At 33.1% G+C, this 26,037-nt stretch carries 24 protein-coding genes; 13 read left to right on the top strand and 11 right to left on the bottom strand.

Going from position 1 to position 26,037, the window contains the following annotated elements:
- Positions 1-98: 98 nt before the first annotated feature.
- From HKP48_RS11955 to HKP48_RS11925, 7 genes are all read right to left on the bottom strand, one after another.
- Complete coding sequence (locus tag HKP48_RS11955) at positions 99-1,247, bottom strand: cytochrome c peroxidase (RefSeq protein WP_296346158.1); 1,149 nt, start codon at positions 1,245-1,247, stop codon at positions 99-101.
- Positions 1,248-1,483: 236 nt separating this feature from the next.
- The gene (locus tag HKP48_RS11950; protein WP_296346155.1) at positions 1,484-1,843 is read right to left on the bottom strand and encodes a heavy-metal-associated domain-containing protein; all 360 of its coding nucleotides are present in this window, start codon (positions 1,841-1,843) and stop codon (positions 1,484-1,486) included.
- A gap of 6 nt (positions 1,844-1,849) precedes the next feature.
- Positions 1,850-4,087 carry a TonB-dependent receptor gene (locus HKP48_RS11945; protein WP_296346153.1) on the bottom strand — a complete coding sequence of 746 codons (2,238 nt, stop codon included), beginning with the start codon at positions 4,085-4,087 and terminating at the stop codon, positions 1,850-1,852.
- On the bottom strand, positions 4,084-4,815 hold the full coding sequence (locus HKP48_RS11940) for a MauE/DoxX family redox-associated membrane protein (RefSeq protein WP_296346151.1): 732 nt from the start codon (positions 4,813-4,815) through the stop codon (positions 4,084-4,086). Before HKP48_RS11940 ends, HKP48_RS11945 begins: the two co-directional genes overlap by 4 nt.
- Positions 4,816-4,869: 54 nt before the next feature.
- Entirely contained in the window at positions 4,870-5,274 is a 405-nt protein-coding gene (locus tag HKP48_RS11935) for a hypothetical protein (RefSeq protein WP_296346149.1), read from the bottom strand.
- Positions 5,275-5,517: 243 nt separating this feature from the next.
- A complete protein-coding gene (locus HKP48_RS11930; RefSeq protein WP_296346146.1) occupies positions 5,518-5,712 on the bottom strand; it encodes an exosortase F system-associated protein in 195 nt (64 codons plus the stop codon).
- A 227-nt stretch (positions 5,713-5,939) separates the two neighbouring features.
- Positions 5,940-6,191 (bottom strand): hypothetical protein, encoded by a 252-nt coding sequence (locus HKP48_RS11925; RefSeq protein WP_296346144.1) that lies wholly within the window; start codon positions 6,189-6,191, stop codon positions 5,940-5,942.
- A gap of 374 nt (positions 6,192-6,565) precedes the next feature.
- Between HKP48_RS11925 and HKP48_RS11920 the strand changes: the two genes are divergently transcribed.
- Complete coding sequence (locus tag HKP48_RS11920; protein WP_296346142.1) at positions 6,566-7,024, top strand: GAF domain-containing protein; 459 nt, start codon at positions 6,566-6,568, stop codon at positions 7,022-7,024.
- 89 nt (positions 7,025-7,113) lie between these two features.
- Here the strand turns inward: HKP48_RS11920 and HKP48_RS11915 are convergent, their stop codons facing one another.
- A complete protein-coding gene (locus tag HKP48_RS11915) occupies positions 7,114-8,367 on the bottom strand; it encodes an ABC transporter permease (RefSeq protein ID WP_296346139.1) in 1,254 nt (417 codons plus the stop codon).
- 79 nt (positions 8,368-8,446) lie between these two features.
- Entirely contained in the window at positions 8,447-9,697 is a 1,251-nt protein-coding gene (locus HKP48_RS11910) for an ABC transporter permease (protein ID WP_296346137.1), read from the bottom strand.
- Between the two features lie 144 nt (positions 9,698-9,841).
- On the opposite strand from HKP48_RS11910, the gene purH reads away from it, so the two are divergent.
- The 6 genes from purH to rodA all read left to right on the top strand — a co-directional run bounded on the left by purH (position 9,842) and on the right by rodA (position 17,100).
- Positions 9,842-11,371, top strand: coding sequence for a bifunctional phosphoribosylaminoimidazolecarboxamide formyltransferase/IMP cyclohydrolase (gene purH / locus HKP48_RS11905; RefSeq protein ID WP_296346136.1), 1,530 nt, complete (start codon positions 9,842-9,844; stop codon positions 11,369-11,371).
- A gap of 168 nt (positions 11,372-11,539) precedes the next feature.
- A complete protein-coding gene (locus HKP48_RS11900; protein ID WP_296346135.1) occupies positions 11,540-12,568 on the top strand; it encodes a rod shape-determining protein in 1,029 nt (342 codons plus the stop codon).
- 9 nt (positions 12,569-12,577) lie between these two features.
- Complete coding sequence (mreC, locus tag HKP48_RS11895; protein WP_296346133.1) at positions 12,578-13,402, top strand: rod shape-determining protein MreC; 825 nt, start codon at positions 12,578-12,580, stop codon at positions 13,400-13,402.
- A complete protein-coding gene (gene mreD, locus HKP48_RS11890; protein ID WP_296346131.1) occupies positions 13,392-13,895 on the top strand; it encodes a rod shape-determining protein MreD in 504 nt (167 codons plus the stop codon). The genes mreC and mreD overlap by 11 nt, the downstream gene beginning before the upstream one ends.
- A complete protein-coding gene (mrdA, locus tag HKP48_RS11885) occupies positions 13,892-15,823 on the top strand; it encodes a penicillin-binding protein 2 (protein WP_296346129.1) in 1,932 nt (643 codons plus the stop codon). Before mreD ends, mrdA begins: the two co-directional genes overlap by 4 nt.
- Positions 15,820-17,100 (top strand): rod shape-determining protein RodA, encoded by a 1,281-nt coding sequence (gene rodA, locus HKP48_RS11880; RefSeq protein ID WP_296346127.1) that lies wholly within the window; start codon positions 15,820-15,822, stop codon positions 17,098-17,100. The genes mrdA and rodA overlap by 4 nt, the downstream gene beginning before the upstream one ends.
- Positions 17,101-17,141: 41 nt before the next feature.
- Here rodA and HKP48_RS11875 read toward each other — a convergent pair whose 3' ends face one another.
- Positions 17,142-19,790 carry a valine--tRNA ligase gene (locus HKP48_RS11875; protein WP_296346125.1) on the bottom strand — a complete coding sequence of 883 codons (2,649 nt, stop codon included), beginning with the start codon at positions 19,788-19,790 and terminating at the stop codon, positions 17,142-17,144.
- 184 nt (positions 19,791-19,974) lie between these two features.
- Here HKP48_RS11875 and HKP48_RS11870 point away from each other — a divergent pair, with 184 nt between their 5' ends.
- Complete coding sequence (locus HKP48_RS11870; protein ID WP_296346123.1) at positions 19,975-20,403, top strand: DUF1573 domain-containing protein; 429 nt, start codon at positions 19,975-19,977, stop codon at positions 20,401-20,403.
- A gap of 16 nt (positions 20,404-20,419) precedes the next feature.
- Here the strand turns inward: HKP48_RS11870 and HKP48_RS11865 are convergent, their stop codons facing one another.
- A complete protein-coding gene (locus HKP48_RS11865; RefSeq protein WP_296346120.1) occupies positions 20,420-21,649 on the bottom strand; it encodes an aspartyl protease family protein in 1,230 nt (409 codons plus the stop codon).
- Positions 21,650-21,890: 241 nt separating this feature from the next.
- Here HKP48_RS11865 and HKP48_RS11860 point away from each other — a divergent pair, with 241 nt between their 5' ends.
- The 5 genes from HKP48_RS11860 (at position 21,891) to HKP48_RS11840 (ending at position 25,803) form a co-directional block, all read left to right on the top strand.
- On the top strand, positions 21,891-23,081 hold the full coding sequence (locus HKP48_RS11860) for a pyridoxal phosphate-dependent aminotransferase (protein WP_296346117.1): 1,191 nt from the start codon (positions 21,891-21,893) through the stop codon (positions 23,079-23,081).
- Positions 23,082-24,095, top strand: coding sequence for a UDP-N-acetylmuramate dehydrogenase (gene murB, locus HKP48_RS11855; protein WP_296346116.1), 1,014 nt, complete (start codon positions 23,082-23,084; stop codon positions 24,093-24,095).
- 46 nt (positions 24,096-24,141) lie between these two features.
- Positions 24,142-24,672 (top strand): RNA polymerase sigma factor, encoded by a 531-nt coding sequence (locus HKP48_RS11850; protein ID WP_296346114.1) that lies wholly within the window; start codon positions 24,142-24,144, stop codon positions 24,670-24,672.
- A 10-nt stretch (positions 24,673-24,682) separates the two neighbouring features.
- Positions 24,683-25,465: an RNA polymerase subunit sigma-70 gene (locus tag HKP48_RS11845; RefSeq protein ID WP_296346112.1), complete on the top strand. Its 783-nt coding sequence runs from the start codon at positions 24,683-24,685 to the stop codon at positions 25,463-25,465.
- Between the two features lie 134 nt (positions 25,466-25,599).
- Positions 25,600-25,803: a membrane or secreted protein gene (locus HKP48_RS11840; protein WP_296346110.1), complete on the top strand. Its 204-nt coding sequence runs from the start codon at positions 25,600-25,602 to the stop codon at positions 25,801-25,803.
- The last annotated feature ends 234 nt before the right edge of the window (positions 25,804-26,037 follow it).

The following is a 26,037-nucleotide window of genomic DNA, read 5'->3' as shown; positions in this document are numbered from 1 at the left end:
GTTTATAAAGTTACTGAATATTATATCGTAAAGTTATTTCCGAAATTTTTCCCCATTGGGCAATAGAAAAATTGCCCCAGAAAAATTTCAGAATAACTTTACTTACACACTTTATGGTTTGGTGCCAGAAATGCCACCAAAGCGGCTTTTTCTGTCTCTGTAAAGTTTAAGCGAACAGGATTACCATTATTATCAGTCAATGCTGGCGAAAGTGTTGGATGACTTTGTATACCACTATTATAGTGCTCCACAACTTCTTCAAGTGTTGCAAACCTTCCGTCATGCATATAAGGTGCAGTCAACTCAATATTACGTAAAGTACTTGTCTTAAAACGACCTACAAAAATAGGGTTATTAAATACATCACCTGCACCATTATCTGTAGTTGACACTAAATCAAGTCCATTATTTTGCGGACCAGGATTTGCACTAACAAATGCTTCTGTGGTATGACAACCAAAACAGGCGCCACCGCCATTAGGAATACTCTGTAAGAATAAATTTTTACCTAAATTCTCTTCGACTGTAAAGTTAGAAAAGTTTGCACCTGGCGCTGCAGATACAACTCTACCTGTATCATATTTACTCGAATAGCTTACAATGCTTCGCACAAATTGTGATAACGCTTTTGAAATTTTATCACTATCAATATCTTGTGTACCAAAGGCACTTTCAAATAACTCAGGATAATAAGATTGTTCTTGTACTGTACTTACAACTTCTTCCAAGGTCATTCCCATTTCTACTGGGTCTTGAAACGGCATTAATACTTGTTCTTCTAGAGTAGCAGCTCTTTCGTCCCAGAAAAAGCGACCACGTTGGTAATACCTAGAATTTATTAAAGTCATCGAATGACGTCCAGTAAAACCCCCATCAAAACCAATACTTAAAATGGCGTCATCCGAAAAACCTTTATCCTGCTTATGGCAAGACGCACATGCTGTAGTGCCATTGGCACTTAATTTTTTATCATAAAAAAGGACGCGACCTAATGTTGCGCCTTCATTGGTAATTGGATTATCGTTTGGTGTATTATCAATACCATTGACTGACGTAGGCAAAGGTTGACCAGGTAAATTCGTAGTAAAATGACTTGGCAAATTTAAACTCTCATAATCAAAAGGCTGCTCTGGCAAGTTTAAAACACTATCATTAGTATCAACTGGCTCATAATCCTCGTTATTATTACAAGAATAAAACACAAAAGTATAAAGAAGTAGCAGACAAAAATTGATTGATTTGGACATATGGATTTAGTTATTGTTTTCAATTTAGACTACAATAACCATTAATAGTTTAATCTGATTAAAATTTAAAATCCTTTGATCAGAATCAAAGGCTTTTGTTTTTGGAGTTTCGTTAATGCTCAGTTGATAAAAATCATTTCAATTTTTTTATCATACGTTAACGAAGCTCGACGAAAACTAACAGAATATCAAGCTATTAAAAACAAAAAAGCCAGAATTCAAATTCTGGCTTTTTACTAATTTCCATTTTCATGGTCGTTTTTTACATCATCGTCTCGATATCTGCAACATGGATGTACAGAATTATATGCTTCTTCGGTAGCTTTAACTATTTTGGTATCATGACCAACAGAAGCTAACTTTTTAGAAATAGTTTCTACATCAGTTTTACGCTCATCAAAAACAAGTTTCAATTCATGTGTCTTTACATTCCAAATAGCAGATTTTACACCTTTGGTTCGTATTGCTGCTTTTTCAATGCGCTCTTTACACATCATACAAATGCCATCTACTTCAATAGTCTTTCTAGCATTTTTGTTTTGAGAGAATGCTAATAATCCAATTAGCATTACCGAAAGTGTTATTAGTTTTTTCATCTTATTTTATTTTATTTTATAGCGTAGACCCGCATAATACATATTTCCAAAAATTGGACCATACACAAAGTTACTATCAAAATTTGAACCAAATGGGTTACTTGCACTAATAATTGGATTTGGTTGCCTTACATTCGTAACGTTTTCACCACCAACATAAACTTCAAATTTAGGTGAAAATACTTTTGTAACTTGTAAATTTAGTGTTCCAACGGTTGGCGAAAACTCATTCAACTGAAATTCTGACGCACTTATACTAGTATCAGGAAACCGTTGCTCACTAAGCCAATTATAAGTGATGTCAAACTTCCATTGACTTCCATTTTCTTTTCTATTAGTTTCGTAACCTGCATTAGCAAAGAAACGATGACGCGGTGTCAGTAGTTTTTGTAATCGTCCCGAATTATAGTCGGTTTGGACATCGTAAAATTTATAAGCAGTTCTGATATCCAAATTTCCGAAAGGATTATAATTTACTTCAACCTGAAAACTATTAGCAAAGCTCTGTCCTTCTAAATTATAGAAATTAATTTCAAAAGGGTTTTCCCAATCTACCACAACTTGATTTAGAAAATCAGTACGATAAAAATCGAATGTAATGTCGCCTTTCCTTTCAAACAAATTAAAACCCTGCAAATAACTTATACCATAATTCCATGCGATTTCTGGGTCGAGACCATAAATTTTTCCACCAGAACTAGCAATATTTATTTGTCGTGAACTTGAAAACAAATTCTGGTTTTCAGCAAAAATATTAGCACTTCGTATTCCTCGACCAGCAGATAATCTTATCGCTGATTTCTCCCAAGGCGTATAGCGCAAATGCAATCTTGGTGTTACAAAAAAACCAAATCGATTATGTTGGTCTGCTCTAACACCTGCCGTTAGCGTCAAATTCTCTAAATCATCGTAAGCGTATTCAAAAAAGCCGCCGAAGGAATTCTCAGTTCTTTCAAAAGTATCTGCATTTACGAGTTCATCAAAATTGTCTAAAGTAAAACTCAGACCTGTTTTTATTTTATGTCGAGAATCTGAAATAATACTATTATAAACCAAGTTTGAATAAAAACTATTATGCTGAATATTGTAAACATTCAATCCAAAATAAGAATCTTGCTTATGTGAGCTAAATGCTGTTTGAAACCCTAAACTTTGCCAAGTTACTTCAGGGTTAACGTAACCTAATTTTGTGGTAACCTCAAAACGCTCTGTATTTATTTGGCTTCCCCAAGAATTTGTAGTTCCTCTGTCTGTATCAGGATTAAAAATTTCTTGTCCTGCTTGGGTATTATCATTTAAATATCGAAGATTTATAAAGCTTACAATTCCCTTTTCGGCATTGGTGTATTGCCAACGATTCATCACATTAATTTGTTCTTTTATTGGCACATCCAGAAACGTATCATCATTTCTATCAAATTCCTGATCTCTTAAATTGCCATGTAAATACAAACCTGTACTCCATTTATCAGAAAATTTTTGATTAATGTGTGTATTTAGTTCTAATCGTCCATTAACTCCAGCATAAGCATTAACAAATAATCTATTATCTGTAGACGGTTTTACGAGTTCTGCATTAATTTGCCCAGCGATACTCTCATAACCGTTAATAACGCTACCTGCACCTTTTGTAATTTGTATACTCTCTACCCAAGTCCCCGGAATAAAGCTTAACCCGTAAGCTTGCGAAGCACCTCTTATTGCTGGTATATTCTCTGTGGCTATTAAAATATAAGGCGATTTTAAACCTAACATCTTTATCTGCTTTGTACCAGAAACGGCATCTGCAAAGTTGACGTCAATAGACGGATTAGTTTCAAAACTTTCGGATAAATTACAACATGCTGCTTTAAGTAACTCATCACTGCTTACCATAAATGTATTTGTTGCCTTAAGATAAGATTTTGCTGTAGCTTGTTTTCTTGATGTTATAGTTATCTGGTCTAAACTAGCTGTAGATTCTAATACATGACGAATAGATTTGTTTGATGTAATCATCAACGTATCTGTTTTAAAACCTACAAAACTTACTACTAGTTTTGTATAATAAGCTTCATAAGCAATAGAAAACTTGCCATCTTCGTCAGTTATTGAACCTATCGAAGAATTTAACCAATAAACATTTGCTCCTGCCAATGGGGTTTCCTTGCCCTCCACAGACTCTAAAATAACGCCATTTAGTTTCTTTTGAGAAAAAGACATCAAAGAAAAGAGTACTATAATAACTAAGACTAGCTTATTCATACACTATAAATTTTTAAGAGCATAAATATTGCCATTAGTATCATAATTGTGTTTTCGATAAAAGTAGCTTTGGTCATTGGTAATTGCAATGCAGTGCCTAAACAAGCACATTGAATCGATTTCTTACTGAACAATGCCTTAGTTACACCAATAGTAGTTATTCCTAAAATTATTAAAGTAATTATTAGAGCAATTTCTACCTGAAAACGCATAAGAAACGCTAAGCCCAAAACAACTTCTATAAAAGGATATACCCATCCGTAAACTGGAATAGCTTTAGCCAAAGGATCATACATGGCAAAACTTTTTGGAAAACCTTTGTAATCTACAAATTTGAAAAAGCTAAATACGACGTAGAAAAGCCCCATAAAATCGAACATAAAATCAGAAGTTCTCCAAGGGTTTGCGTTAAGTAAAACTGAAGCGGCTAAAATGTATCCGAATATTAAAAGTAAAGGGAATAATTGTTGAAATTCAGTTTTTGGCTCCTCATCAATAGCGTTAGAGCTAAAGACATTTAGGTCTTCTTTTGGTGTAATTGTATATTTTACTGGTAGGACAGATTGTAATTCTGAAACTGGGACATGCTTTTGCATAGTAACCTCAGCTTCGGATTTTTCTAAACTAACAGATACGTTTTGTATTTCAGATATTGAAGAAAGCTTCTCTTCTACTGAAACTTTACAACCATTACAGGTCATTCCTGTAACTTTATATATGTGTGTCATTTTTGTTTATTAATTTGATGTTAATCTTGTTTCAAAATTCTTAAAAACAAAACATCAAATTAAAAATACATCGTCTAGAAGCTGTATATCCTTGACTATATTTGGAGGTGAATAATCCTTATGCGGAATTATTTGTTTAGGTAGACTTTCAAAAAGTGAGGTACAAGTATATATGTATGATGAAACAAATAACTGAGTTGCTGATTCTAAATCATTAAATGTGACAATATTTAACTCGTCCTGTCCTTCAACAATATCAACTGTGTCTTTACAGCAAGGTTTTTCTACCTTAACCATAGTGTCAATTTCCATACCACAATCTTTGGCTTCAGAAAATACTGCAACATCTACCAAATTATTACCACAATAATGTTTTTTAACTGTGAAAGAAAACGTTGAAAGCAACACCAAAACTGATAGTACTATTGCAAAGACTCTATGTGTTATTAAATAATTCACAGTGTAAAATTAGAAAAAAACTAGCACAAGCAACCTAATTTAGCTAACTATTAACGCTTTAACTTATAATAATATAATGCCGGAAGGAGTAAAAAAAAGAATGATAGATTGAATTAAAAATCGTTTACATTAAAGAATAAATAGTAATCTTCTTGTCGTGGGTTGATAACAAAGCACAAAAAAAGGCATTAAAAAACAGATGTAAGCAATTCCATAAATAACCATGGAATACTTAATCATTTGTCAGTCTTGAAACGCACAATAAATAATAGCTAAGGACAATAAGGTATTAATTAGATATCGCAAAGAAGTGAAAAATATCAACTTTGCAACCTCACGTCGCGGGCTATCTATGTACAGATAATCATTTTCAAAAAATACCAGATAAGGATTATAGAACAAAACATCCTCGAAAGCTCTAACCAAAACTAGTAACATTAAGAGCACAAACGCGATACTATATGACTGAATTTTAGATATTAGTAGATTTTAACTTTTTTTGAAAAAGGATTGACCCAGAACATCCAAAGCAAAAAACCATCTGTAAATGGCTAGTGGAAATATAACCTCATGCATGACCTCACTACGCCATGTATAATGACGCAGACCAATGGTAAGCAAAACAACGCTAATAAGATTGACAGCATAAATCAATACACTAGCTGCTAATATAAAAAGAATGTACGCTTAAAAGTATCAGAAAAAGCCACCACAAAAGCAATAAACAAAATGGTAACACTCATGCCATTACTAACTTCAATAATTCTAGCTACGTATTTTTGATTAACAAAAGTCATTAATGATGGCTCATCATAATGTGGCACAATATTGGTTCTATAATCAAGGGAACTTAAAACAGCTTGCGTTTGTTTACCTACTAAATTTGAAAAAATAATCTGGATAATATTTTGAACCATCAGAGAAATCTAAATAAAATTTTTGAATGTCCGTAATGAGTAATAATTAAAATTTCAAACTCATTCTTTCACATTGAGATTGGTCGAAATGCCTTGTAAAACAATACTTTATATTTCTCGACCACGCTCGAAATGACAGAGAAATCGTTATATTTTTCAATTTATGATTAAAAAAGGATAATCAATTAAAAATTATAACCAAAAGACAAGACACCATGTACTAAAACAAAGGTGAGTATAATATGAATGACAAGCTTTTATTTTGTTAATAGTGACTTCAAATTAAAGACATTTGTTATTATGCAGTTAAAATTATAGAATTCGGATTTGAAACTAGCAGTTTTTAGATATGTTTGCCAAAATTTTTGATAAGAATGACTTTTAATGAATTAAAACCACACATAACAAACATTACTTCTAATGCCACTTTAAGCGTAGATGACAGACTCTTAAAAATTTGTGAGCTTCTTGAAGAACACATACCTTATTACAACTGGGTAGGTTTTTATTTTAAAAATGGTGATAAGCATGAGTTAAAACTTGGACCTTATGTTGGCGAACCTACAGACCATACTATTATTCCTTTTGGAAACGGTATATGTGGGCAAGTGGCTGTTAGTAATCAAAATTTTGTAGTCCCAGATGTAAAAGCGCAGGATAATTACATTGCTTGTAGTATTACTGTAAAAGCTGAAATTGTTATTCCAATTTTTGTCAATGGTAAAAATATAGGTCAAATAGATATTGACTCTAATACAGCTAATCCATTTACTGAAACTGATGAGCGTTTTCTGGAGTTTGTTTGTAAAGAGGTTGCAAAAGTACTGGCTTAAAAACTATAAATATCAAATTATGTGTGATTGGCAACTCCATCTTTAGTCAGGCGATTACAATTCATTTTAAAGCTAGAAATATTTTTAATCTACATTCCTGTCCTGATGGCTTCAACAGGGTCTAATTTTGAAGCTCTTCTCGCTGGGATTACCCCAGAAATCAAACCTATAATTGAAGAAATTGAAAAGCCTATAAACATATTTTTTGGAGAAAGCACAAAGTCAAAATCGGTTGCAATGTTGTCTGCAATTAATGTTCCTAGCCAAACCATAATTAAACCAACGATTCCGCCTACAATAGCCAAGATTACAGCTTCAAATAAAAACTGAAACAAAATAAATCTGTTTTTTGCACCTAATGACTTCTGGATTCCGATAAGATTGGTTCGCTCCTTTACACTCACAAACATAATATTAGCAATACCAAAACCACCAACTAAAAGTGAGAACAAACTAATCATCCAGCCAATAAAATTCATACTACCAATAATACCGTCAATAGCATCTTTTAATCCAGAGATAACACTAATAAAAAAAGTATCTATTTCATTTGGTTTTAGACCACGACGATAGCGCATGATTTGAGTAACTTCTGCTTTCAACTCATCGATATCTGCGTCAGCCTCTGGCTTTATAATTACAATATTATTAATGTTTCTATTATTATCACCATAACGGTTTCTCACGAAGTTTGCTGGCAGAAAAATGGAAACATCGTTACTATCCCCAAACAGTCCCGAACCTTCTTTTTTTACAACTCCAATTACTGTGAATTTTTGCCCATAGAGTCGAATACGTTTTCCAATAGGCTCTAACTCTCCAAACAATGAATTAGCAATTTCATCACCAATGACCACGACAGGTTTTCCTGAATTGGATTCGGATTCGTTGTAAAAACGTCCTTTTGAAAATTCTAAAGTCTGAATATCTGCAAATCGATGAGATACTACTACAGTATTTACATTACTCACCACTTCCGACTCGTAACGCACACTTTCAGGTCTTACAAAAAGCTGATATGCAACATGCTCAGCACCAGAAAGATTATCTTTAAGGTAGTTGTATTCGTTATAATTGACTTTATCAAATTGTTGGCGTTTCCATCTTGGCACATCGGTTGGTCCAAAAGAAAAACGTGCCAAATACATGGTATTACTATCCAGAGAACTTAATTGAGATTTTATGTTTTTATCTAAAGAATCTACTGCTGCTAGTACAGCAATAATAGAAAAGATACCAATGGTCACACCCAATAATGACAAAAACGTACGTAATTTGTTATTGCGTAATGCATTAAAGGCAAAAGTAAAACTCTCTTTTAATAGTCTTAGATAGACAAACATTGACTGTTAGTTTTAAAGCCTAAAGATAAAATCTCAAATCAGAAAAACTGTTACAGAAAGTATAAAAATAATCAAATATCTACATTCCTGTTCTTATTGCTTCAACAGGATCCAACCTTGATGCCCTTATCGCAGGTAAAACTCCAGAAATAAGTCCGATAACTGACGAAAGTCCAAAACCTAAAAGCATATTTTCGGCAGATAATACAAATTCAAAATCTCCTGACATGCCCGAAGCAACGAGTGTCATAATCCAAACTAAACCTAGACCTACCAAACCACCAACAATAGCTAAAATTGTAGCCTCAAATAAAAACTGAAACAAAATAAATCTATTCTTGGCACCGAGAGATTTTTGAATACCAATAAGATTTGTACGCTCTTTAACACTAACAAACATAATATTAGCAATACCAAAACCACCAACTAAAAGTGAGAAAAGACTAATCATCCAGCCGATACCATTCATTACTCCTATAATACCATCGACTATAGAAACCATTCCTGCTAACTTATTAACAAAAAAGTTATCTGCTTCATCAGCTTTTAATCCTCTGTAAGCTCTAAATTTTTGTTTCAGAATACTTTCAAAAGCACCAACATCGACATCTGCTTTAGGCTTTATTACAACTGCGCCTGGCAAACCATTAGCACCTCCATTTCTAAAACGACGCACAAAATTAGCAGGCACAAAAGCTTTTCCATCAGGAGAATCTCCTAAGCCAGAACCATATTTTTTTAAAACACCAATAACAGTTAGTTTTCTTCCGTAAACTCTAATTTGTTTACCTATTGGATTATCATTGTCAAATAAATTTTCTGCCAATGTAAAACCTAGAACAATTACTGGAGCTCCCGTTTCAGACTCTAATTCAGAATAAAAACGTCCTTTAACTATTTTTAAATCATCAATAGTATAAATACCATCTGATATCGGCGTAACTTCAACATTAGTTAAAGTTTCTGCCTGATATCTTATTGTTTCACTTCCACCAAAAATGACATAAGCTGAGGCTTCAATATCCGAAATATTCCGTCTTACAAATTCAAAATCATCATAATCTACTTGAGGAAAACGCTCACGTTTCCATCGTGGTATTTCTGTTGGAACAAAAGAATATTTTGAAAGGTAGATTGTGTTTTTATCAAGACCAGAAAGACTGTCTTTAATATTACGGTCCAAAGAATCGACAGCTGCTAAAACAGCTATAATAGAAAAGATACCAACCGTTACACCTAAAAGTGATAAAAACGTACGAAGTTTATTGTTTCGCAACGCATTCAACGCAAAGGAAAAACTCTCTTTAAACAGGCGTAAGTACACTAGCATTGACCTCTATTTTTCTTTAAGTATACCGATATGACGTTTTCAACAATTTAATGTTACAAAAAACTGAAACAAAGTGCTTTTTTAAGTCCTCTTTTTTTGGAGTTATCTGTATTTTTACTGCTTTTAAATTTCACAACACAACTAATGAGCAACAAAAGCATTTCATCAGCATTAATTTCTGTATTTAGCAAAGATGGCTTAGAGCCAATTGTAAAAAAACTAAAAGACCTTGGCGTCACCATTTATTCTACCGGTGGTACTGAAAAATTTATTAAAGATTTGGACATTAATGTTGTTCCTGTTGAAGATGTAACTTCTTATCCTTCAATTCTTGGTGGACGCGTAAAAACATTGCACCCAAAAGTTTTTGGCGGCATCTTAAATCGTCAAAGTCATGAGGGCGATGCTGCTGAGTTAAAGGATTTTGAAATCCCCCAGATAGATTTAGTTATCGTTGATTTATATCCTTTTGAAAAAACAGTTGCTTCTGGTGCAAGCAACCAAGACATTATAGAAAAGATTGATATCGGCGGTATATCGCTAATAAGAGCTGCAGCAAAAAACTATGCCGATGTTATTTGTGTATCATCTGTTGATGACTACGCTGAATTCTTGGGGCTTCTAAATTCTAAAAATGGTGAAACTTCAGAAGAAGATAGAAAAGGTTTTTCTGCAAAAGCCTTTAATGTGTCTTCGCATTACGATACTGCAATCTTTAATTATTTTAACAAAGACCATAGACATGCTGCTTTAAAAATTAGCGAAACCAATGGCAAAGTATTGCGTTATGGCGAAAACCCTCACCAAAAAGGTTTTTTCTTCGGAGATTTTGATGCTATGTTTGCAAAACTACATGGTAAAGAGTTGAGTTACAATAACCTTTTAGATGTTGATGCTGCTGTAAACTTAATATTAGAATTTAAAAACGAAGCACCAACATTTGCCATTCTGAAACATAATAACGCTTGCGGTTTTGCGCAACGTAAAACAATACACCAAGCTTACGTAGACGCATTGGCCGGTGACCCAGTTTCTGCTTTTGGAGGTATACTAATTTCTAACACAGAAATTGACAAAGCGACTGCCGAAGAAATTCACAAACTATTCTGCGAAGTTGTTATTGCTCCTTCTTTTAGTGATGAGGCTTTAGAAATTTTAAAAGGAAAGAAAAATAGAATTCTATTGATTCTTAATGATATAGAGTTGCCAAAAACTACGGTAAGAACTTGTTTGAATGGTGCTTTAGTCCAGGAACGTGACGATAAAACTGACAGAACTGAAGACTTAAAATCAGTTACTAAGAAAGCACCAAGTCTCAATGAAATCGAGGACTTAATCTTTGCATCTAAAATCTGTAAGCACACTAAATCCAATACAATTGTTTTAGTAAAAAACAAACAGCTGTGTGCGAGTGGAACAGGACAAACAAGTCGTGTAGACGCTCTAAATCAAGCCATACACAAAGCACAATCTTTTAATTTTGATTTAAAAGGTGCTGTTATGGCAAGTGATGCTTTTTTCCCTTTTCCTGATTGTGTAGAGATTGCAGATAATGCAGGTATTGTTTCTGTTATTCAGCCTGGTGGGTCTATTAAAGATGAATTAAGTATCAATTACTGTGATGCAAATAATGTATCCATGGTATTTACAGGCACAAGGCATTTTAAGCACTAAAATTGAGTTGTTTAACTATTTTTTGATAGATGTACTAATGTTTTAAAACATCTGTAAAAAAAATTTATTTATAAACATCCATAATCAAAGAAATAGCATATATTTTATTACATTTACGTATAGCCAAGATTTTAAGAGAATACACACCCAAAAATACGAGAATAACGCATGGGATTTTTTGATTTCCTAACGGAAGAAATAGCCATTGATTTAGGTACTGCAAACACATTAATCATACACAATGACAAAGTTGTTGTCGATAGCCCATCGATTGTGGCTAGAGATAGACTAACAGGAAAAATAATTGCCGTTGGTAGAGAAGCCAACATGATGCAAGGAAAAACTCATGAGAATATTAAAACAATTCGGCCATTGAAAGATGGTGTAATTGCAGATTTTGATGCCTCTGAGCAAATGATAAATTTGTTTATCAAGAATATTCCAGCTCTAAAGAAAAAGCTTTTTAATCCGGCATTACGTATGGTGGTTTGTATTCCTTCAGGAATTACAGAGGTAGAAATGCGAGCTGTAAAAGAATCTTGTGAACGTGTTAATGGCAAAGAAGTATATCTAATTCATGAACCTATGGCCGCGGCTATTGGTATTGGCGTAGATATTATGCAACCAAAAGGAAACATGATTGTTGATATTGGTGGTGGTACAACTGAAATTGCAGTTATTGCACTTGGTGGTATAGTTTGTGACAAATCTGTTAAAGTAGCTGGTGATGTATTTACAAACGATATTATTTACTACATGCGGACTCAGCATAACCTTTATGTTGGTGACCGTACTGCCGAAAAGATTAAAATCCAGATTGGTGCAGCAACAGAAGACTTAGATTTACCACCTGAAGATATGAGTGTTCAGGGACGTGATTTGCTAACTGGTAAACCTAAACAAGTTCAAATATCTTATCGCGAAATTGCTAAAGCTCTTGATAAGTCTATTTTAAGAATTGAAGATTCTGTTATGGAAACCCTATCACAGACACCGCCGGAATTAGCGGCAGACATTTATAACACTGGTATTTATTTAGCTGGTGGAGGATCAATGCTTAGAGGCTTAGACAAACGTTTGTCTCAAAAAACAGACTTGCCAGTTTATATTGCAGAAGACCCTTTAAGAGCTGTTGTTCGTGGTACAGGAATTACTCTAAAAAACATTGCTAAATACAAAAGCGTATTGATTAAATAGAGTTAAATAATGCAACAAATTTTCAATTTTGTAATTAGAAACAAAACATTTCTATTGTTTTTATTACTATTTGGTATTGCATTATCCCTAACAATTCAATCCCACTCTTATCATCGCAGTGAGTTTATAAATTCTGCAAATAGCCTAACTGGAGGTGTTTACAGAACAGTTAATAGTATTGACCAATACTTTAATTTAAAAGAGCAAAACACTATTCTTGTTGAAGAAAACAAGAAGTTAAGAGAAATGCTTTTAAATACTCCTTCAGTTAGTGAAGCTACTCTAATTGATTCAAGTTTAAGTGAAGGAAGATTCAAAATTGTATCTGCTGAAGTTTACAAGAATAGTTACAACTCGCCAAACAACTATCTTACTATTAACAAAGGTAAAAGAGATAGTATTCAACAAGATTACGGGGTAATCACATCAAAAGGTATTGTTGGTATTATAGACAACACTTCTAAGAAGTTCTCGACTGTACTTTCGATTTTAAATAAAAAAAGTCGCATAAATGCTAAGCTTAAATCTTCTAACCAGAACGGTTCATTAACTTGGGATGGCATCTCTCCATACCTAGCACAATTAGAAGATGTTTCACAATTTGCGAAAGTAACCATTGGAGATACAATAGTTACTGGTGGACAATCTGCTATTTTCCCAAAGAATATAGGCATTGGTACAGTAGAAAACTTCAAAACTGATGTCACAGGAGACACCTATAAAATCCAAGTACGCTTATTTAACGACATGACGACAATTCAATACGTATACATTATTAAAAATACTGATGTTGAAGAATTGCAAAAACTTGAAAGCCTAACTAATGAACAATAGCTTGGCTTCAAATATTATAAGGTTTATTGTATTGCTTTTAGTACAAGTCACTATTTGTAGTAACATTAATTTGTTTGGCTATATAAATCCTTTTATTTATATCATATTCATTCTGTTGTTTCCTGTAAACAACAACAGATTATTATTCTTAGTTATTGCTTTCAGTCTCGGATTATTCATAGATGTGTTTTTAGATTCTGGTGGTGTTCATGCCGCTGCTTCAGTATTTTTGGCTTATGCTAGACCATTATTTTTAAAATATGTTTTTGGTACTTTGTACAATAACCAAACCATAAAATTCAGCAAACTACAACTTAACGAATTGGTCATATACGTTTCGTTCATGACACTCTTTCATCATTTTTTAGTATTTAATCTTGAAATTTTTAACATATCACAAATACTTCTCGTACTAAAAAAGACGTTAATCTCTAGTCTCTTAACTGCAGTTTTAAGCATATTAATCATCCTATTATTTAAAAGCCATAAATGAGAAAGTTATTACTTTTGGGCTTAGTTACCCTCGTTGGTTTTGTTTTTATAGCGAGGCTTTACTACCTACAAGTTCATGACGCTGTAAAATACAGTCCTCTTAACGATAGTGCTATTAAAAAGGAATTTACATATCCTAAACGCGGCTACGTCTACGACAGAAATGGAGAACTCTTAGTTGCCAACCAACCTTCTTACGATGTTATGGTTATTCCTCGTGAAGTTAAACCATTAGATACCTTAGAGTTTTGCGCTCTCTTAAAAATTACAAAAGAAGATTTCTTAAAAACATATGATAGAGCCTATAAATATTCACCGAGGTTGCCCTACGTATTTCTCTCCAATTTATCCAAAGACGACTACGCCGTTTTACAAGAAAAAATGCGAAAGTATGACGGCTTTTACATTCAGAAACGTTCTATAAGAACCTATAGAAAATCAATCGGGGCTAATGTTTTAGGAGATATTGGTGAGGTTAATAATATTGACATTAAAAATGATGCGTATTACAGTAAAGGCGATTTAATTGGCAAACAAGGTGTTGAAAAAACCTATGAAAAAACCCTTAGAGGCGTCAAAGGCACAAAGTTTATCCAGAAAGACAGATTTAACCGTGATTTAGGTCCATTCGAAAATGGGAAATTTGATACCATTGCTAAACCAGGAAAAGATATTACCATTACTATAGATTCCAAATTACAGGAGTATGGCGAACTGCTAATGACTAACAAACGTGGAGGTATTATTGCCATAGAACCAAGTAGCGGAGAAATTTTAGCAATGATTGCTGGCCCTAATTACGACCCTAATTTGCTTGTTGGTCGTAACCGCTCAGATAACTACAATAAACTTTATAATGATAGTTTAGCAAAGCCTCTTTTTAATAGAAGCCTACAGGGTGTCTATGAGCCTGGCTCTCCGTTTAAGTTAATGAATGCTCTTATCGGACTACAAGAAGGTGTGATTTCTAATGAAGAAAAAATAACCTGTTATGCAGGTTATAAGTATGCTAACCGTTTTATGAAATGTCATTGTAGTATTGGTCGTCGTAATAATTTAATAAATGGTATTCAAGAATCGTGTAATGCTTATTTCGCCACAACCTACAGACGCATTCTAGAAAAGCCTGAAAACGCGAGGGAAGGTATAGAATTGTGGAGTAAACACGCCAAAAGTTTTGGCTTAGGCAACTATCTTAATAATGATTTGGCCGTAGGTCAAAAAGGACGAATTCCTGACAGGGCTTATTATAAACGTGTATATCCCGAACGCTTTTATTCTACCTACACTATTTCTAATGCTATTGGACAAGGTGAAGTTGCCACAACTCCGATTCAGCTTGCTAACATGACTGCGGCTATAGCCAACCGCGGTTATTATTATACACCACATATCATAAAAAATATTGAAGGTGAAAGTATTCATGAAAGATTTACAACTCCAAAACAAACTACTATAAACAAGCAACATTTCCAACCTGTTATTGAAGGTATGCTTCAAGTTTATAAAAAGGGAACAGCAAAATACCTACAAATTGACGGTATTGAAATTTGTGGAAAAACTGGTACTGTTGAAAACTTCATTAAAGTAGATAGCACTAGAATGCAACTAACAGACCATTCTATTTTCGTAGCCTTTGCTCCAAAAGACGACCCAAAAATTGCTATAGCTGTATTTGTAGAAAATGGTTATTTCGGAAATCGTTTTGCTGGTAAAATGGCAAGTTTGATGATTGAAAAATATCTAAAAAATAAAATCTCTAGAACTGACTTAGAACATTATGTTTTAAGACATACTCTAGAACATGAATACGAGAAGCCCTACTCAGGAAAACCATTTAAAATCAATCGAGAGACCACTTTAGAAACAGTTTCAGACGAAGAATTTGAAAAGCTAAACTATTTAAAAGCACAAATTGATAGCAGATGATAAGAGAAAATCAAAGACGTTTCGGATTTGACTGGTTAACAATTATCATTTATTTAATTCTGGTAGGTTTTGGCTACCTCAACATCATGTCAGCTTCACATACTGAAGAAGTAACAAGCTATTTAGATATGAGTCAGTCCTATGGTAAACAATTAATATTTGTAGGCATATCCTTAGTAATAATAATTTTGATACTGTCTGTCGAAGTCAAATTCTATGAACGATTTTCAAGTGTTATATACAGTATAGGCATTCTTGCATTATTGGGTCTTTTTGTTTTTGGAAAAGACATAAATGGAGCTCGCTCTTGGTATGGTATTGGAAGTATGACTATTCAGCCTAGTGAATTTGCGAAATTTGCTACCGCGTTAGCTCTTTCAAAATATTTGAGCAATATACAAACCAATTTAAAAAACATAAAAGATCAAATAAAAGCCGCAATAATTGTTTTCCTACCCGCATTTTTAATTCTACTTCAAAATGATGCTGGAAGTACTTTGGTATATGCTTCTTTCTTTTTTGTGTTTTATCGTGAAGGTTTACAACAAATCTATCTGGTTATAGTATTTTCATTAGCTATTTTGGGCGTACTAGCTTTAAAATTTGGAATTACTATCACGGCAATTATTACAGCAACTGTAGTCTTTGGAATTTATTTTTTTAGACAAAAGAAAAGAACTTCTTTGTTACAACCTGTAATTATTCTCTTAGTAAGTATAATATTTAGCTATGGTGTTAAACTATTCTACAATCACGGACTAAAACCACATCAGCAAAACAGAATAAATCTTTGGTTAAGATTAGAAAAAGATCCAGCTAAATTAGAACTTATGAGAAAACGTGAAGCTTATAATCTTATTCAGTCTGAAGAAGCAATAAGCTCAGGAGGATTAAAAGGAAAAGGTTTTATGGAAGGCACAAGAACTACAGGTAAATTTGTACCAGAGCAGGATACAGACTATATTTTCAGTACGGTTGGCGAGGAATGGGGTTTTTTGGGCTCAAGTGCTGTAGTTATTCTTTTTAGTATTTTAATACTAAGAATACTTTATTTAGCCGAACAGCAGAAATCACAATTTAGTCGCGTGTATGGCTATGGTGTAGCCTCTATACTTTTTGTACATTTTACCATAAATATTGGTATGGTGATGGGGTTGATTCCAACAGTAGGTATACCCCTTCCGTTTTTTAGTTATGGAGGCTCGGGACTTATGAGTTTTACTATTTTACTTTTTATTTTTATAAAGTTAGACTCCAACAGAATAAATGAGTGGTGATAATTTTCTGTGTCACCATAAATACTTTAACAAATTCTGCCTTATTTGAGTGATGCTAAACTTTTCTCAATAGTTTCAATTTTCGCTAAAGCATCTGCTTCTTTTTTCTTTTCTGAAGCGACTACCTTTTCTGGAGCATTATTTACAAAACGTTCATTAGACAACTTTTTCTGAACTGATTTTAAAAATCCTTCAGTATAACTTAATTCTTCTGTTAGTTTTTTAATTTCTTCTTCAATGTTAATAGCACCTGACATTGGTATAAAATACTCATTAGATTTTACTCTAAATGTCAAAGCTCCTTCAACTGGTGTTTCAATAGTATTTAACTCTGATATATTCCCCATTTTAGTGATTACAGAGTTATAAGAAGTATCCAAATTTTCGTTGTTAATAACCGAAAGTTCAATCGCATCTTTAAAAGCAATATTTTTTTCTTTTCTAATAGTTCTTATTCCTGAAATTGCTTCTTTCACCAATTCAAAGTCTTCAATTAATTGAGAATCAAAAGCTTTTACTTCTGGGTATTTTGAGATTATTAATGCTTCATCTGGAGTTCTATCCGCCATATATTGCCATATTTCTTCAGTTAAGAATGGCATAAACGGGTGTAATATCTTAAGGTTATTTTCGAATAACGCTATAACAGCTTTAAAGGTTTTACTGTCAATAGGACTTCCGTATGCTGGCTTTATCATTTCTAACAACCAAGAACAGAAATCGTCCCAAATTAGCTTATAGCTTGTCATTAACACATCGGATAATCTGTACTTACTATAGTTATCTTCCATTTCAGCCAATGTATTCTGAAATCTAGCTTTATACCAGTTAATTGCAATTTTAGAAGATTCTGGTTGTTTGATTTCTGCAATTTCCCAGCCTTTTACTAATCGAAATGCATTCCAAACTTTATTTGCAAAAGATTTTCCTTGGTTACATAACTCTTCATCAAACATTAAATCGTTTCCTGCAGCAGCACTCAATAACAAACCAACCCTTACACCATCAGCGCCATAGTCTTCTATAAGTTTTAATGCGTCAGGCGAATTCCCTAAAGATTTAGACATTTTACGTCTTTGTTTGTCACGCACAAGACCTGTTAGATACACATTTTCAAAAGGGCGTTTTCCTTTATATTCATAACCTGCAACAATCATACGCGCCACCCAGAAAAATAAAATGTCGGGTCCAGTAACTAAATCATTGGTTGGGTAATAGTAATTGATTTCTTCATTTTCAGGGTTACGGATACCATCAAAAACGCTTATTGGCCATAGCCATGAACTAAACCACGTATCGAGTGCATCAGAATCTTGGCGTAAATCTTCAATTTTGAAAGACTTCTCGACTCCGCTCGAAGTGACAGATAGTTTCTTTTTGGCTAATTCAAAAGCCTCTTGTTTGGTTTCTGCTACTACAAAGTCTTCTTTACCATCACCATAATAATAGGCAGGTATTTGCTGTCCCCAACGCAATTGACGCGAAATATTCCAATCACGGATATTTTCCATCCAATGACGATAGGTATTATTGAAACGTTTTGGATGCAACTTTACCTCTCCGGTTTCTAAAACAGCTTTGATAGCGGGTTGTGCTAAATCCTTCATTTTCAAAAACCATTGATCAGATAACCGTGGTTCTATGATAGCTTTTGTACGTTCAGAGATTCCAACACGATTAGTGTAGTCTTCTATTTTAACAATAGCACCAAGAGATTCAAGCTCCTTTATAATTTCTTCACGAACTACAAAACGGTCTTTCCCTTCGTAATGCAAACCAAAAGAATTTAATGTTGCGTCTTCGTTGAAGATATCTATAACATCAAGATTGTGTTTTTCACCTAAAGCTTTATCATTCTCATCGTGGGCAGGTGTAACTTTTAGACATCCTGTACCAAATTCTAAATCTACATATTCATCTTCGATTACATGGATTACGCGATTATTAATAGGAACAATAGCTTTTTTCCCTTTTAGATGCGTATGTCTTTCGTCATTTGGATTGATACAAATTGCTGTATCTCCTAATAAAGTTTCTGGTCGCGTAGTTGCAATTGTAACCACCTCATCAGAACCTTCAATTTTGTAATTAATGTGGTAAAGTTTTCCCTGTTTTTCAATATATTCAACTTCTTCGTCAGACAATGTTGTTTTAGCTTCTGGGTCCCAATTTACCATTCTATATCCACGGTAGATTTGTCCTTTATTGTATAAGTCGACAAAAACTTTAATTACAGCCTCGGACATGTCATCATCCAAGGTAAATTTAGTTCTATCCCAATCGCAAGAACATCCTAGTTTTTTTAGCTGTTCAAGAATTACACCACCATACTCATCTGTCCAATCCCAAGCGTGTTTTAGAAATTCTTCACGTGTTAAATCGTTTTTATCAATACCTTGCTCTTTAAGTTTGGCTACAACTTTTGCCTCTGTAGCAATAGATGCGTGGTCTGTACCTGGAACCCAACATGCATTTTTACCTAGTAACCGTGCACGACGAATTAATACATCTTGAATCGTATTGTTTAACATGTGTCCCATATGCAAAACACCTGTGACATTTGGTGGCGGAATAACAATAGTATAAGGCTCTCTATCATCTGGCGTTGAATGAAAATAATTATTTTTCATCCAGTAATCATACCACTTACTCTCTACACTTGAGGCGTTATATTTAGAAGGTATTTCCATGCTTTGGTATTGTTTTTGATAATAACACACAAAAGTACTTATATTTCTTTTTTTGAAGAATAAATGCGTAAATAATATGTCCAAAAAGCAGATTTATTGTTAAATAGTATGTATTACAGCGTATTAATTTTGATTGGAAGCAAAAAGTACATAATTTTGAATGTATTAATAAAATATATAAGCAATGAAAAAAATAATTACAATTTTATTTGTTTGCATGATGAGTCTGGGCTTAAATGCTCAAGACAAGAAAGTTGCAAAAATTGAATTTAAAACTAAAGTTATAGATTACGGTACCATTGAGAAAGGAGCCGATGGTGTCCGCACATTTGAGTTTACCAATACAGGAGATGCACCTTTAATTATATCTAGTGTAAAATCTACTTGTGGTTGTACAGTTCCTAAAAAACCTAAAGGACCAATTATGCCAGGCGAAACTGGAGAGATTGAGGTTAAATATGATACTAAACGTGTAAACCCAATTAGAAAAACTATTACGGTTATTTCTAACGCAGATACACCTACTGTAGCATTAAAAATCAAAGGATTAGTTATTGACCCTAGCAAAACAAGTGTTTTGGACAAAAAAGGTAAAAGCTCAGTTGAGCAATAAAATCGGATTATAAAACTTAATTAGAGCTCTCAATTTGAGGGCTCTTTTTTTTGAATACATCATCTAATTCAAACTTGAAATCTAATTCTTTACCATCTCTTTCCACCCTTATTCTTAAAGTTGTTCCTTTTTTATTGTAAAAATATTTATTAACCTCCTGAAGTGTCATACTGCTTGTCTGACTTCCATTAATCGACGTTATAATATCGCCAATTTCAACACCAGATTTCTTTGCATTAGAGTTTTCCCTAAGTTCTACGACTTCAAAGGATGGTTTTAGTATAAAAGAATATCTAGTTGCTAAATTAATCCCAATGTTTGCGCCTTCGACATCTCGACCGTAACCGTCATTAGCTCTACTTTTTTGCAACTCTTTAACCACCCTCAAACCTCTCTGTTCTGCTGTAATACCGCTGTTATTATAGTAAAAAGGAGAATTAAATTTGCCATTTTTTTTTAGTAATAACTTACCATTTTTATAATCGAAAAATAAATTAAATCGTTTAAGAATATTACCCGAAACACTACCATTTCGCTCCTTGAATCTTCTAGCTATTGTTAAAGAAGAAGAGTCAGGAAAAGCTACATTGACATTAGATAATTTATAAGACCCTACACTAAAAGTCTTAATTTTTGATCTCACACCATAAACTGCTCCACTTAGACCTTTTCCTAAAAAATCTCTAAATCTCTTATTTTCTGGTATTTCAATATTTTCTTGGCTTTTTTCAAATAGCCAAAGTGCATCACTACCACCTGTATCAATTAATAATTTTACAGCAAATAACTCAGAATCTATATTTATATCAGCATTCAAATAAGGTTTTCTATTGATTATTTCTATTGGTAGCTCTTTCCATTTTCTCTTCTTCTTATCTTTAAAATATTGACGTTTATAAAGTCTTAAATATTCAGAACTATAGTTAATTTCTACAATAAAATCTTTAAACAAATCATACCCTATTATACCGTGGACAGGAACTCCTAGTCTTGAAGTGAAATTAATTGATTCATCAAAAATGACAGAAACATCTCTATTGACTGCAATAGCTTCTCCAATTTTAATAATATTTCCTCTTGATCGTATGGCTTGAATATTACCATTACTTCCTAATCCTCTTAAAAATGAACGTTCTCTATTTTTAATTTGAAGTGAGTCCATATTAACCAAATTAAAAAGTATAGGCCGACTAACACCTGTATCTAAAACAAAAGACAATTTCACACCATTTAACTCAACTGGCATTACAATAATATTATTTATCAATTGAAATCTAATCTTAGAACTCTTTGTCTTTGATAGGTTGAAACTATTTTGACTGTAAGAGAGAAAGCCTTCAATTAAAAATAAAGTTAATAATATGTATTTTAAAAAAGAATTCATTAAAATTAAAAATACAATTCTACAAGCAATAGCTTAATTTTGCATCAAATTTTTAAACAAACTTTAAGATTTTTTAAATCTTAGCTCTAAATTATTTTTTGTTATGCCAAAGATTTCTGAAAAAGGTCATAAAATGCCATCTTCTCCAATAAGAAAGCTTGTTCCATATGCAGAGCAAGCCACTAAAGATGGAAAAACAGTTTATTACCTTAATATTGGTCAACCCGACATTAAGACACCTCAAGTAGCTTTAGATGCTATAAAAAAAACAACTTTGAACATCCTAGCCTATTCACGTTCTGAAGGCTCAGAAAATTATAGAAAAAAAATTGCCGAGTATTACTCAAAAAATCATATTTATGTCAAACACGATGACATTATTGTAACCACAGGTGGTAGCGAGGCTCTTTTATTTGCTTTTGGAAGTATCATGGACAAGGATGACGAGATTATCATTCCAGAACCATTTTATGCAAATTACAATGGATTTTCAACAGCATCTGGTGTTAATGTCGTTCCGGTAATTTCTAAAATTGAAGATAATTTTGCTCTACCACCAATTGAAGATTTTGAAAAGCTAATTACTCCTAAAACAAAAGCTATTCTCATTTGTAACCCTGGAAATCCGACAGGGTATTTGTATTCAAAAGAAGAAATTAAAAAACTTGCTGCGTTAGTAAAAAAACATGATTTGTTTCTTCTAGCAGACGAAGTCTATAGAGAGTTTGTGTATGACGGCATTAACCATTATTCCATTTTGCAAGAGCCTGGTTTAGAGGAACACGCTATTGTTATCGACTCGGTATCTAAACGCTACAGCATGTGTGGTGCTCGCATTGGCTATTTAGTTTCCAAAAACAAAGAGTTTATTCAAACAGCTTTAAAGTATGCTCAAGCAAGGTTGAGTCCTCCTACTCTAGCTCAGATTGCAAGTGAAGCTGCTCTCGACACTCCAAATTCTTACTTTACTGAAGTTATTAATGATTATGTTGGCAGAAGAGACACATTAATTTCTGAATTAGAAAAAATAGATGGTGTAAAAGTGGCTAAACCAAACGGTGCTTTTTACTGTATTGCAGAACTTCCCATAAAAAATTCAGATAATTTTGCACAATGGCTTTTAGAACACTTTTCATTTGAAAATGAAACGGTTATGGTCGCTCCTGCCGCTGGCTTTTACTCTTCTCCAAATGTAGGTCTAAACCAAATCCGAATTGCATACGTACTTAATAAAAGTAGTCTTAAAAAAGCTGTAAAGATTATAGCTGAAGCTCTAAAAGTTTACAAAGATTAAATGAACGTAAGAGAAAATGTATCCTTAAAAGATTTTAATACGTTTGGTATTGATGCCAAGGCAAACCGCTATACCAATATCACTACTTTAAATGATTTAAAATACATTTTAAAAACCGAAGCTCCAAAACCTATATTCATTCTTGGCGGAGGTAGCAATATGTTGCTTACTAATGATATCGATGCTCTAGTATTTCACATCAACCTAAAAGGGACAAAAATTCTAGAAGAAACAGTAAATCACGCTATAGTCGAAGCTCAAGCTGGCGAAAATTGGCACGAATTTGTACTTTGGTGCTTAGAAAATAATCTTGGTGGTATTGAAAACCTTTCACTTATTCCAGGAAATATTGGCACAGCTCCTATTCAAAACATAGGTGCTTACGGAGTAGAGCTAAAGGATGTTTTTCATTCTTGTAATGCCATTAACATCAAAACTCAAGAAATAAAAACATTTAGTAAATTAGATTGTCAATTTGGTTATCGTGAGTCGATTTTTAAACGAGGTTTAAAAAGCAAATATATTATCACAAGTGTTTGCCTCCAGCTTACAAAAAACAATCATAAACTTCAAACGGATTATGGAGCAATTACTTCAGAATTGGGGCGTCTTAAAATAGAAAATCCATCAATAAAGGATGTTTCTAAGGCAGTAATCAATATAAGACAGAGCAAACTTCCAGATCCTAAACAAATAGGAAATAGTGGTAGTTTCTTCAAAAACCCTATAATTTCGAAAATACAATTTGAGGAACTAAAAAAAGACTTCCCCAATGCACCACATTATATAATTTCTGAAACTGAAATTAAAATCCCTGCGGGTTGGCTCATTGAAATTGCTGGCTTCAAAGGGAAACGCTTTGGAAATTATGGTGTACATAACAAGCAGGCTCTAGTACTCGTTAATTACGGAGAGGCCTTAGGAGAAGATATTTTTAAGCTTGCTAAGCTTATTCAAAAAACAGTATTAAGATTATTTGATATAAAGATTGAAACGGAAGTAAATATTATTTAATTTTTATAATGCCTAGCCCTAACGCATTAAACTAAATTAATAAACATTGAGTAGCAACATAGAACAAAGAATTATTCAGCTATTAAAACGCAACGACCAGTATGCGCTCAATTTGTTATACGAAAATTATTCAGATAGTCTCTATGGCGCTATACTTAAAGTTACTAAAAATGAAGAAGTTGCGGAAGATGCATTACAGGAAACTTTTATAAAAGTTTGGAAAAATGCACAGAAGTATGATCCTTCAAAAGCAAAATTATTTACCTGGCTCTTTAGGATTGCTCGCAATACGGCTATAGATAAACTAAGAAGTTTTAATAATAGATTTCATAAAGAAGTCCAAATAGATAAATCTAACGTATATATACTACTGAGTACAAAACTAAATCAAGATGTTATAGACATTAAGGAGCACGTATCTCGGTTAGAAGAAAAATATCAAATCGTGTTGAATGCACTCTTTTTTGAAGGTATGACACAACAAGAAGCCAGTGACGAACTAGAAATTCCGCTTGGTACAGTTAAATCTAGACTTAAAATTGGCTTACGAGAGCTCAAAAAAGTCTACGATTTTTAAAACAATAATTATGGAAGAAAAACTACATTCATTTTTACAATCTGGTCTACTGGAACGTTATTTAGTAGGTGACACTTCCATTGCTGAAAATTTGGAAGTAGAACACCTAATAGAAGCACATCCCGAAATAAATGATGAATATCAAAAGCTTCAAAAGAATTTAGAAATTGTTGCAAAAGCAAATGCTGTCGAAGCTCCGCTTGGTGTTCTGAATAAAGTTTTATTAACTACAAAAGAAGAGACAAAAATCATTCATATTTCAAAAAATAAAACATCTTGGTATAGTATTGCCGCAAGTATTGCCGCTGTAGCATTTGGAGCTATAAGTCTTTATTTTTACCAAGAAAACAAAGCTCTTAACAACGAAAATAATGTTGTTGTCGATGAGATTTTTGATTTGAGAGATGACATCAATAAGAACAACTCTAAGTTAGATGCCTTGGCGATTCAGCTCCAGAAATTAAATAATCCTGACGCTAAGAAATATGTTCTAAGAGGTAATGCGCGCGCGAGAGATTTAGAAACTGTAGCTTACATCAACCCTGTCGAAAAAACATCAATGATTGATGTAGTTTCTCTACCAAAATTACCTAAAAACCAATACTACCAAATAAGAGCAGAACTCGAAGATAAAATGGTGAGCTTAGGTATGTTAGAAGATTACCAACGTAGCTTAAAACCTATTCCTTACTTTGAAGATGCACTGGCTTTGAGTATAGCTATAAAAAATAAAAACGATGATAATCCCCTAGAAGAACAAGAAGTTGCTGAGATCTCTTTAAAAGACAAGTAAAATAATTTAATTACATATCAAAAAATCCACTTTACAAATGTTTAGAGTGGATTTTACTATTAAAAGAGTATTAATATCAAGGACAATAACAGTTTTAAATTTTATCTTTGCACTTTATTATACTTTACTTAATTATGAAACTTTTACTCATTACTCTCGGTCTTTTACTAATTGCTGTCGCGGGAATTGCTATAAAAATTTGGGCAAAAAAGGATGGCAAATTTGCAGGTACATGCGCCAGTCAAAATGCAATGCTCAACCAAGATGGTGAAGCTTGTGGTTTTTGTGGAAAAACTCCTGACCAATTTGACACCTGCTCCGAACCCCAACATTCTTAGTCAGTAAATGACTTTAGCAGATATTGTTTTTTATTCTTTTTGGGCAATTTCATTTATTCAAATTGTTTACTATTTAGGCTTTCTCAATTTATTTTCAATTCAAAAAATTGAAAGTAAATAATCCTCGGGGCAAGCCCACGAGGCATTAAAATAATTTCAATTGATTATTCTTTTTCAAACTTTTATAATCCTTTTCAACACCTTGTTCCTTAACATAATTTGCTATCAATTTTT

Source organism: Winogradskyella sp., from assembly GCF_013042245.1.
Taxonomy (GTDB): Bacteria; Bacteroidota; Bacteroidia; order Flavobacteriales; family Flavobacteriaceae; genus Winogradskyella.
Note: the sequence above shows the minus strand (reverse complement) of the source record. Positions and strands in the feature narration are given on the sequence as shown.

Excerpts from the sequence above, each read along its gene's own strand:
- HKP48_RS11955 (WP_296346158.1), bottom strand. The coding sequence starts at position 1,247 with ATGTCCAAATCAATCAATTTTTGTCTGCTACTTCTTTATACTTTTGTG.
- HKP48_RS11950 (WP_296346155.1), bottom strand. The coding sequence starts at position 1,843 with ATGAAAAAACTAATAACACTTTCGGTAATGCTAATTGGATTATTAGCA.
- HKP48_RS11945 (WP_296346153.1), bottom strand. The coding sequence starts at position 4,087 with ATGAATAAGCTAGTCTTAGTTATTATAGTACTCTTTTCTTTGATGTCT.
- HKP48_RS11940 (WP_296346151.1), bottom strand. The coding sequence starts at position 4,815 with ATGACACACATATATAAAGTTACAGGAATGACCTGTAATGGTTGTAAA.
- HKP48_RS11930 (WP_296346146.1), bottom strand. The coding sequence starts at position 5,712 with ATGTTACTAGTTTTGGTTAGAGCTTTCGAGGATGTTTTGTTCTATAAT.
- HKP48_RS11925 (WP_296346144.1), bottom strand. The coding sequence starts at position 6,191 with ATGGTTCAAAATATTATCCAGATTATTTTTTCAAATTTAGTAGGTAAA.
- HKP48_RS11920 (WP_296346142.1), top strand. The coding sequence starts at position 6,566 with ATGACTTTTAATGAATTAAAACCACACATAACAAACATTACTTCTAAT.
- HKP48_RS11915 (WP_296346139.1), bottom strand. The coding sequence starts at position 8,367 with ATGTTTGTCTATCTAAGACTATTAAAAGAGAGTTTTACTTTTGCCTTT.
- HKP48_RS11910 (WP_296346137.1), bottom strand. The coding sequence starts at position 9,697 with ATGCTAGTGTACTTACGCCTGTTTAAAGAGAGTTTTTCCTTTGCGTTG.
- purH (WP_296346136.1), top strand. The coding sequence starts at position 9,842 with ATGAGCAACAAAAGCATTTCATCAGCATTAATTTCTGTATTTAGCAAA.
- HKP48_RS11900 (WP_296346135.1), top strand. The coding sequence starts at position 11,540 with ATGGGATTTTTTGATTTCCTAACGGAAGAAATAGCCATTGATTTAGGT.
- mreC (WP_296346133.1), top strand. The coding sequence starts at position 12,578 with ATGCAACAAATTTTCAATTTTGTAATTAGAAACAAAACATTTCTATTG.
- mreD (WP_296346131.1), top strand. The coding sequence starts at position 13,392 with ATGAACAATAGCTTGGCTTCAAATATTATAAGGTTTATTGTATTGCTT.
- mrdA (WP_296346129.1), top strand. The coding sequence starts at position 13,892 with ATGAGAAAGTTATTACTTTTGGGCTTAGTTACCCTCGTTGGTTTTGTT.
- rodA (WP_296346127.1), top strand. The coding sequence starts at position 15,820 with ATGATAAGAGAAAATCAAAGACGTTTCGGATTTGACTGGTTAACAATT.
- HKP48_RS11875 (WP_296346125.1), bottom strand. The coding sequence starts at position 19,790 with ATGGAAATACCTTCTAAATATAACGCCTCAAGTGTAGAGAGTAAGTGG.
- HKP48_RS11870 (WP_296346123.1), top strand. The coding sequence starts at position 19,975 with ATGAAAAAAATAATTACAATTTTATTTGTTTGCATGATGAGTCTGGGC.
- HKP48_RS11865 (WP_296346120.1), bottom strand. The coding sequence starts at position 21,649 with ATGCCAGTTGAGTTAAATGGTGTGAAATTGTCTTTTGTTTTAGATACA.
- HKP48_RS11860 (WP_296346117.1), top strand. The coding sequence starts at position 21,891 with ATGCCAAAGATTTCTGAAAAAGGTCATAAAATGCCATCTTCTCCAATA.
- murB (WP_296346116.1), top strand. The coding sequence starts at position 23,082 with ATGAACGTAAGAGAAAATGTATCCTTAAAAGATTTTAATACGTTTGGT.
- HKP48_RS11845 (WP_296346112.1), top strand. The coding sequence starts at position 24,683 with ATGGAAGAAAAACTACATTCATTTTTACAATCTGGTCTACTGGAACGT.
- HKP48_RS11840 (WP_296346110.1), top strand. The coding sequence starts at position 25,600 with ATGAAACTTTTACTCATTACTCTCGGTCTTTTACTAATTGCTGTCGCG.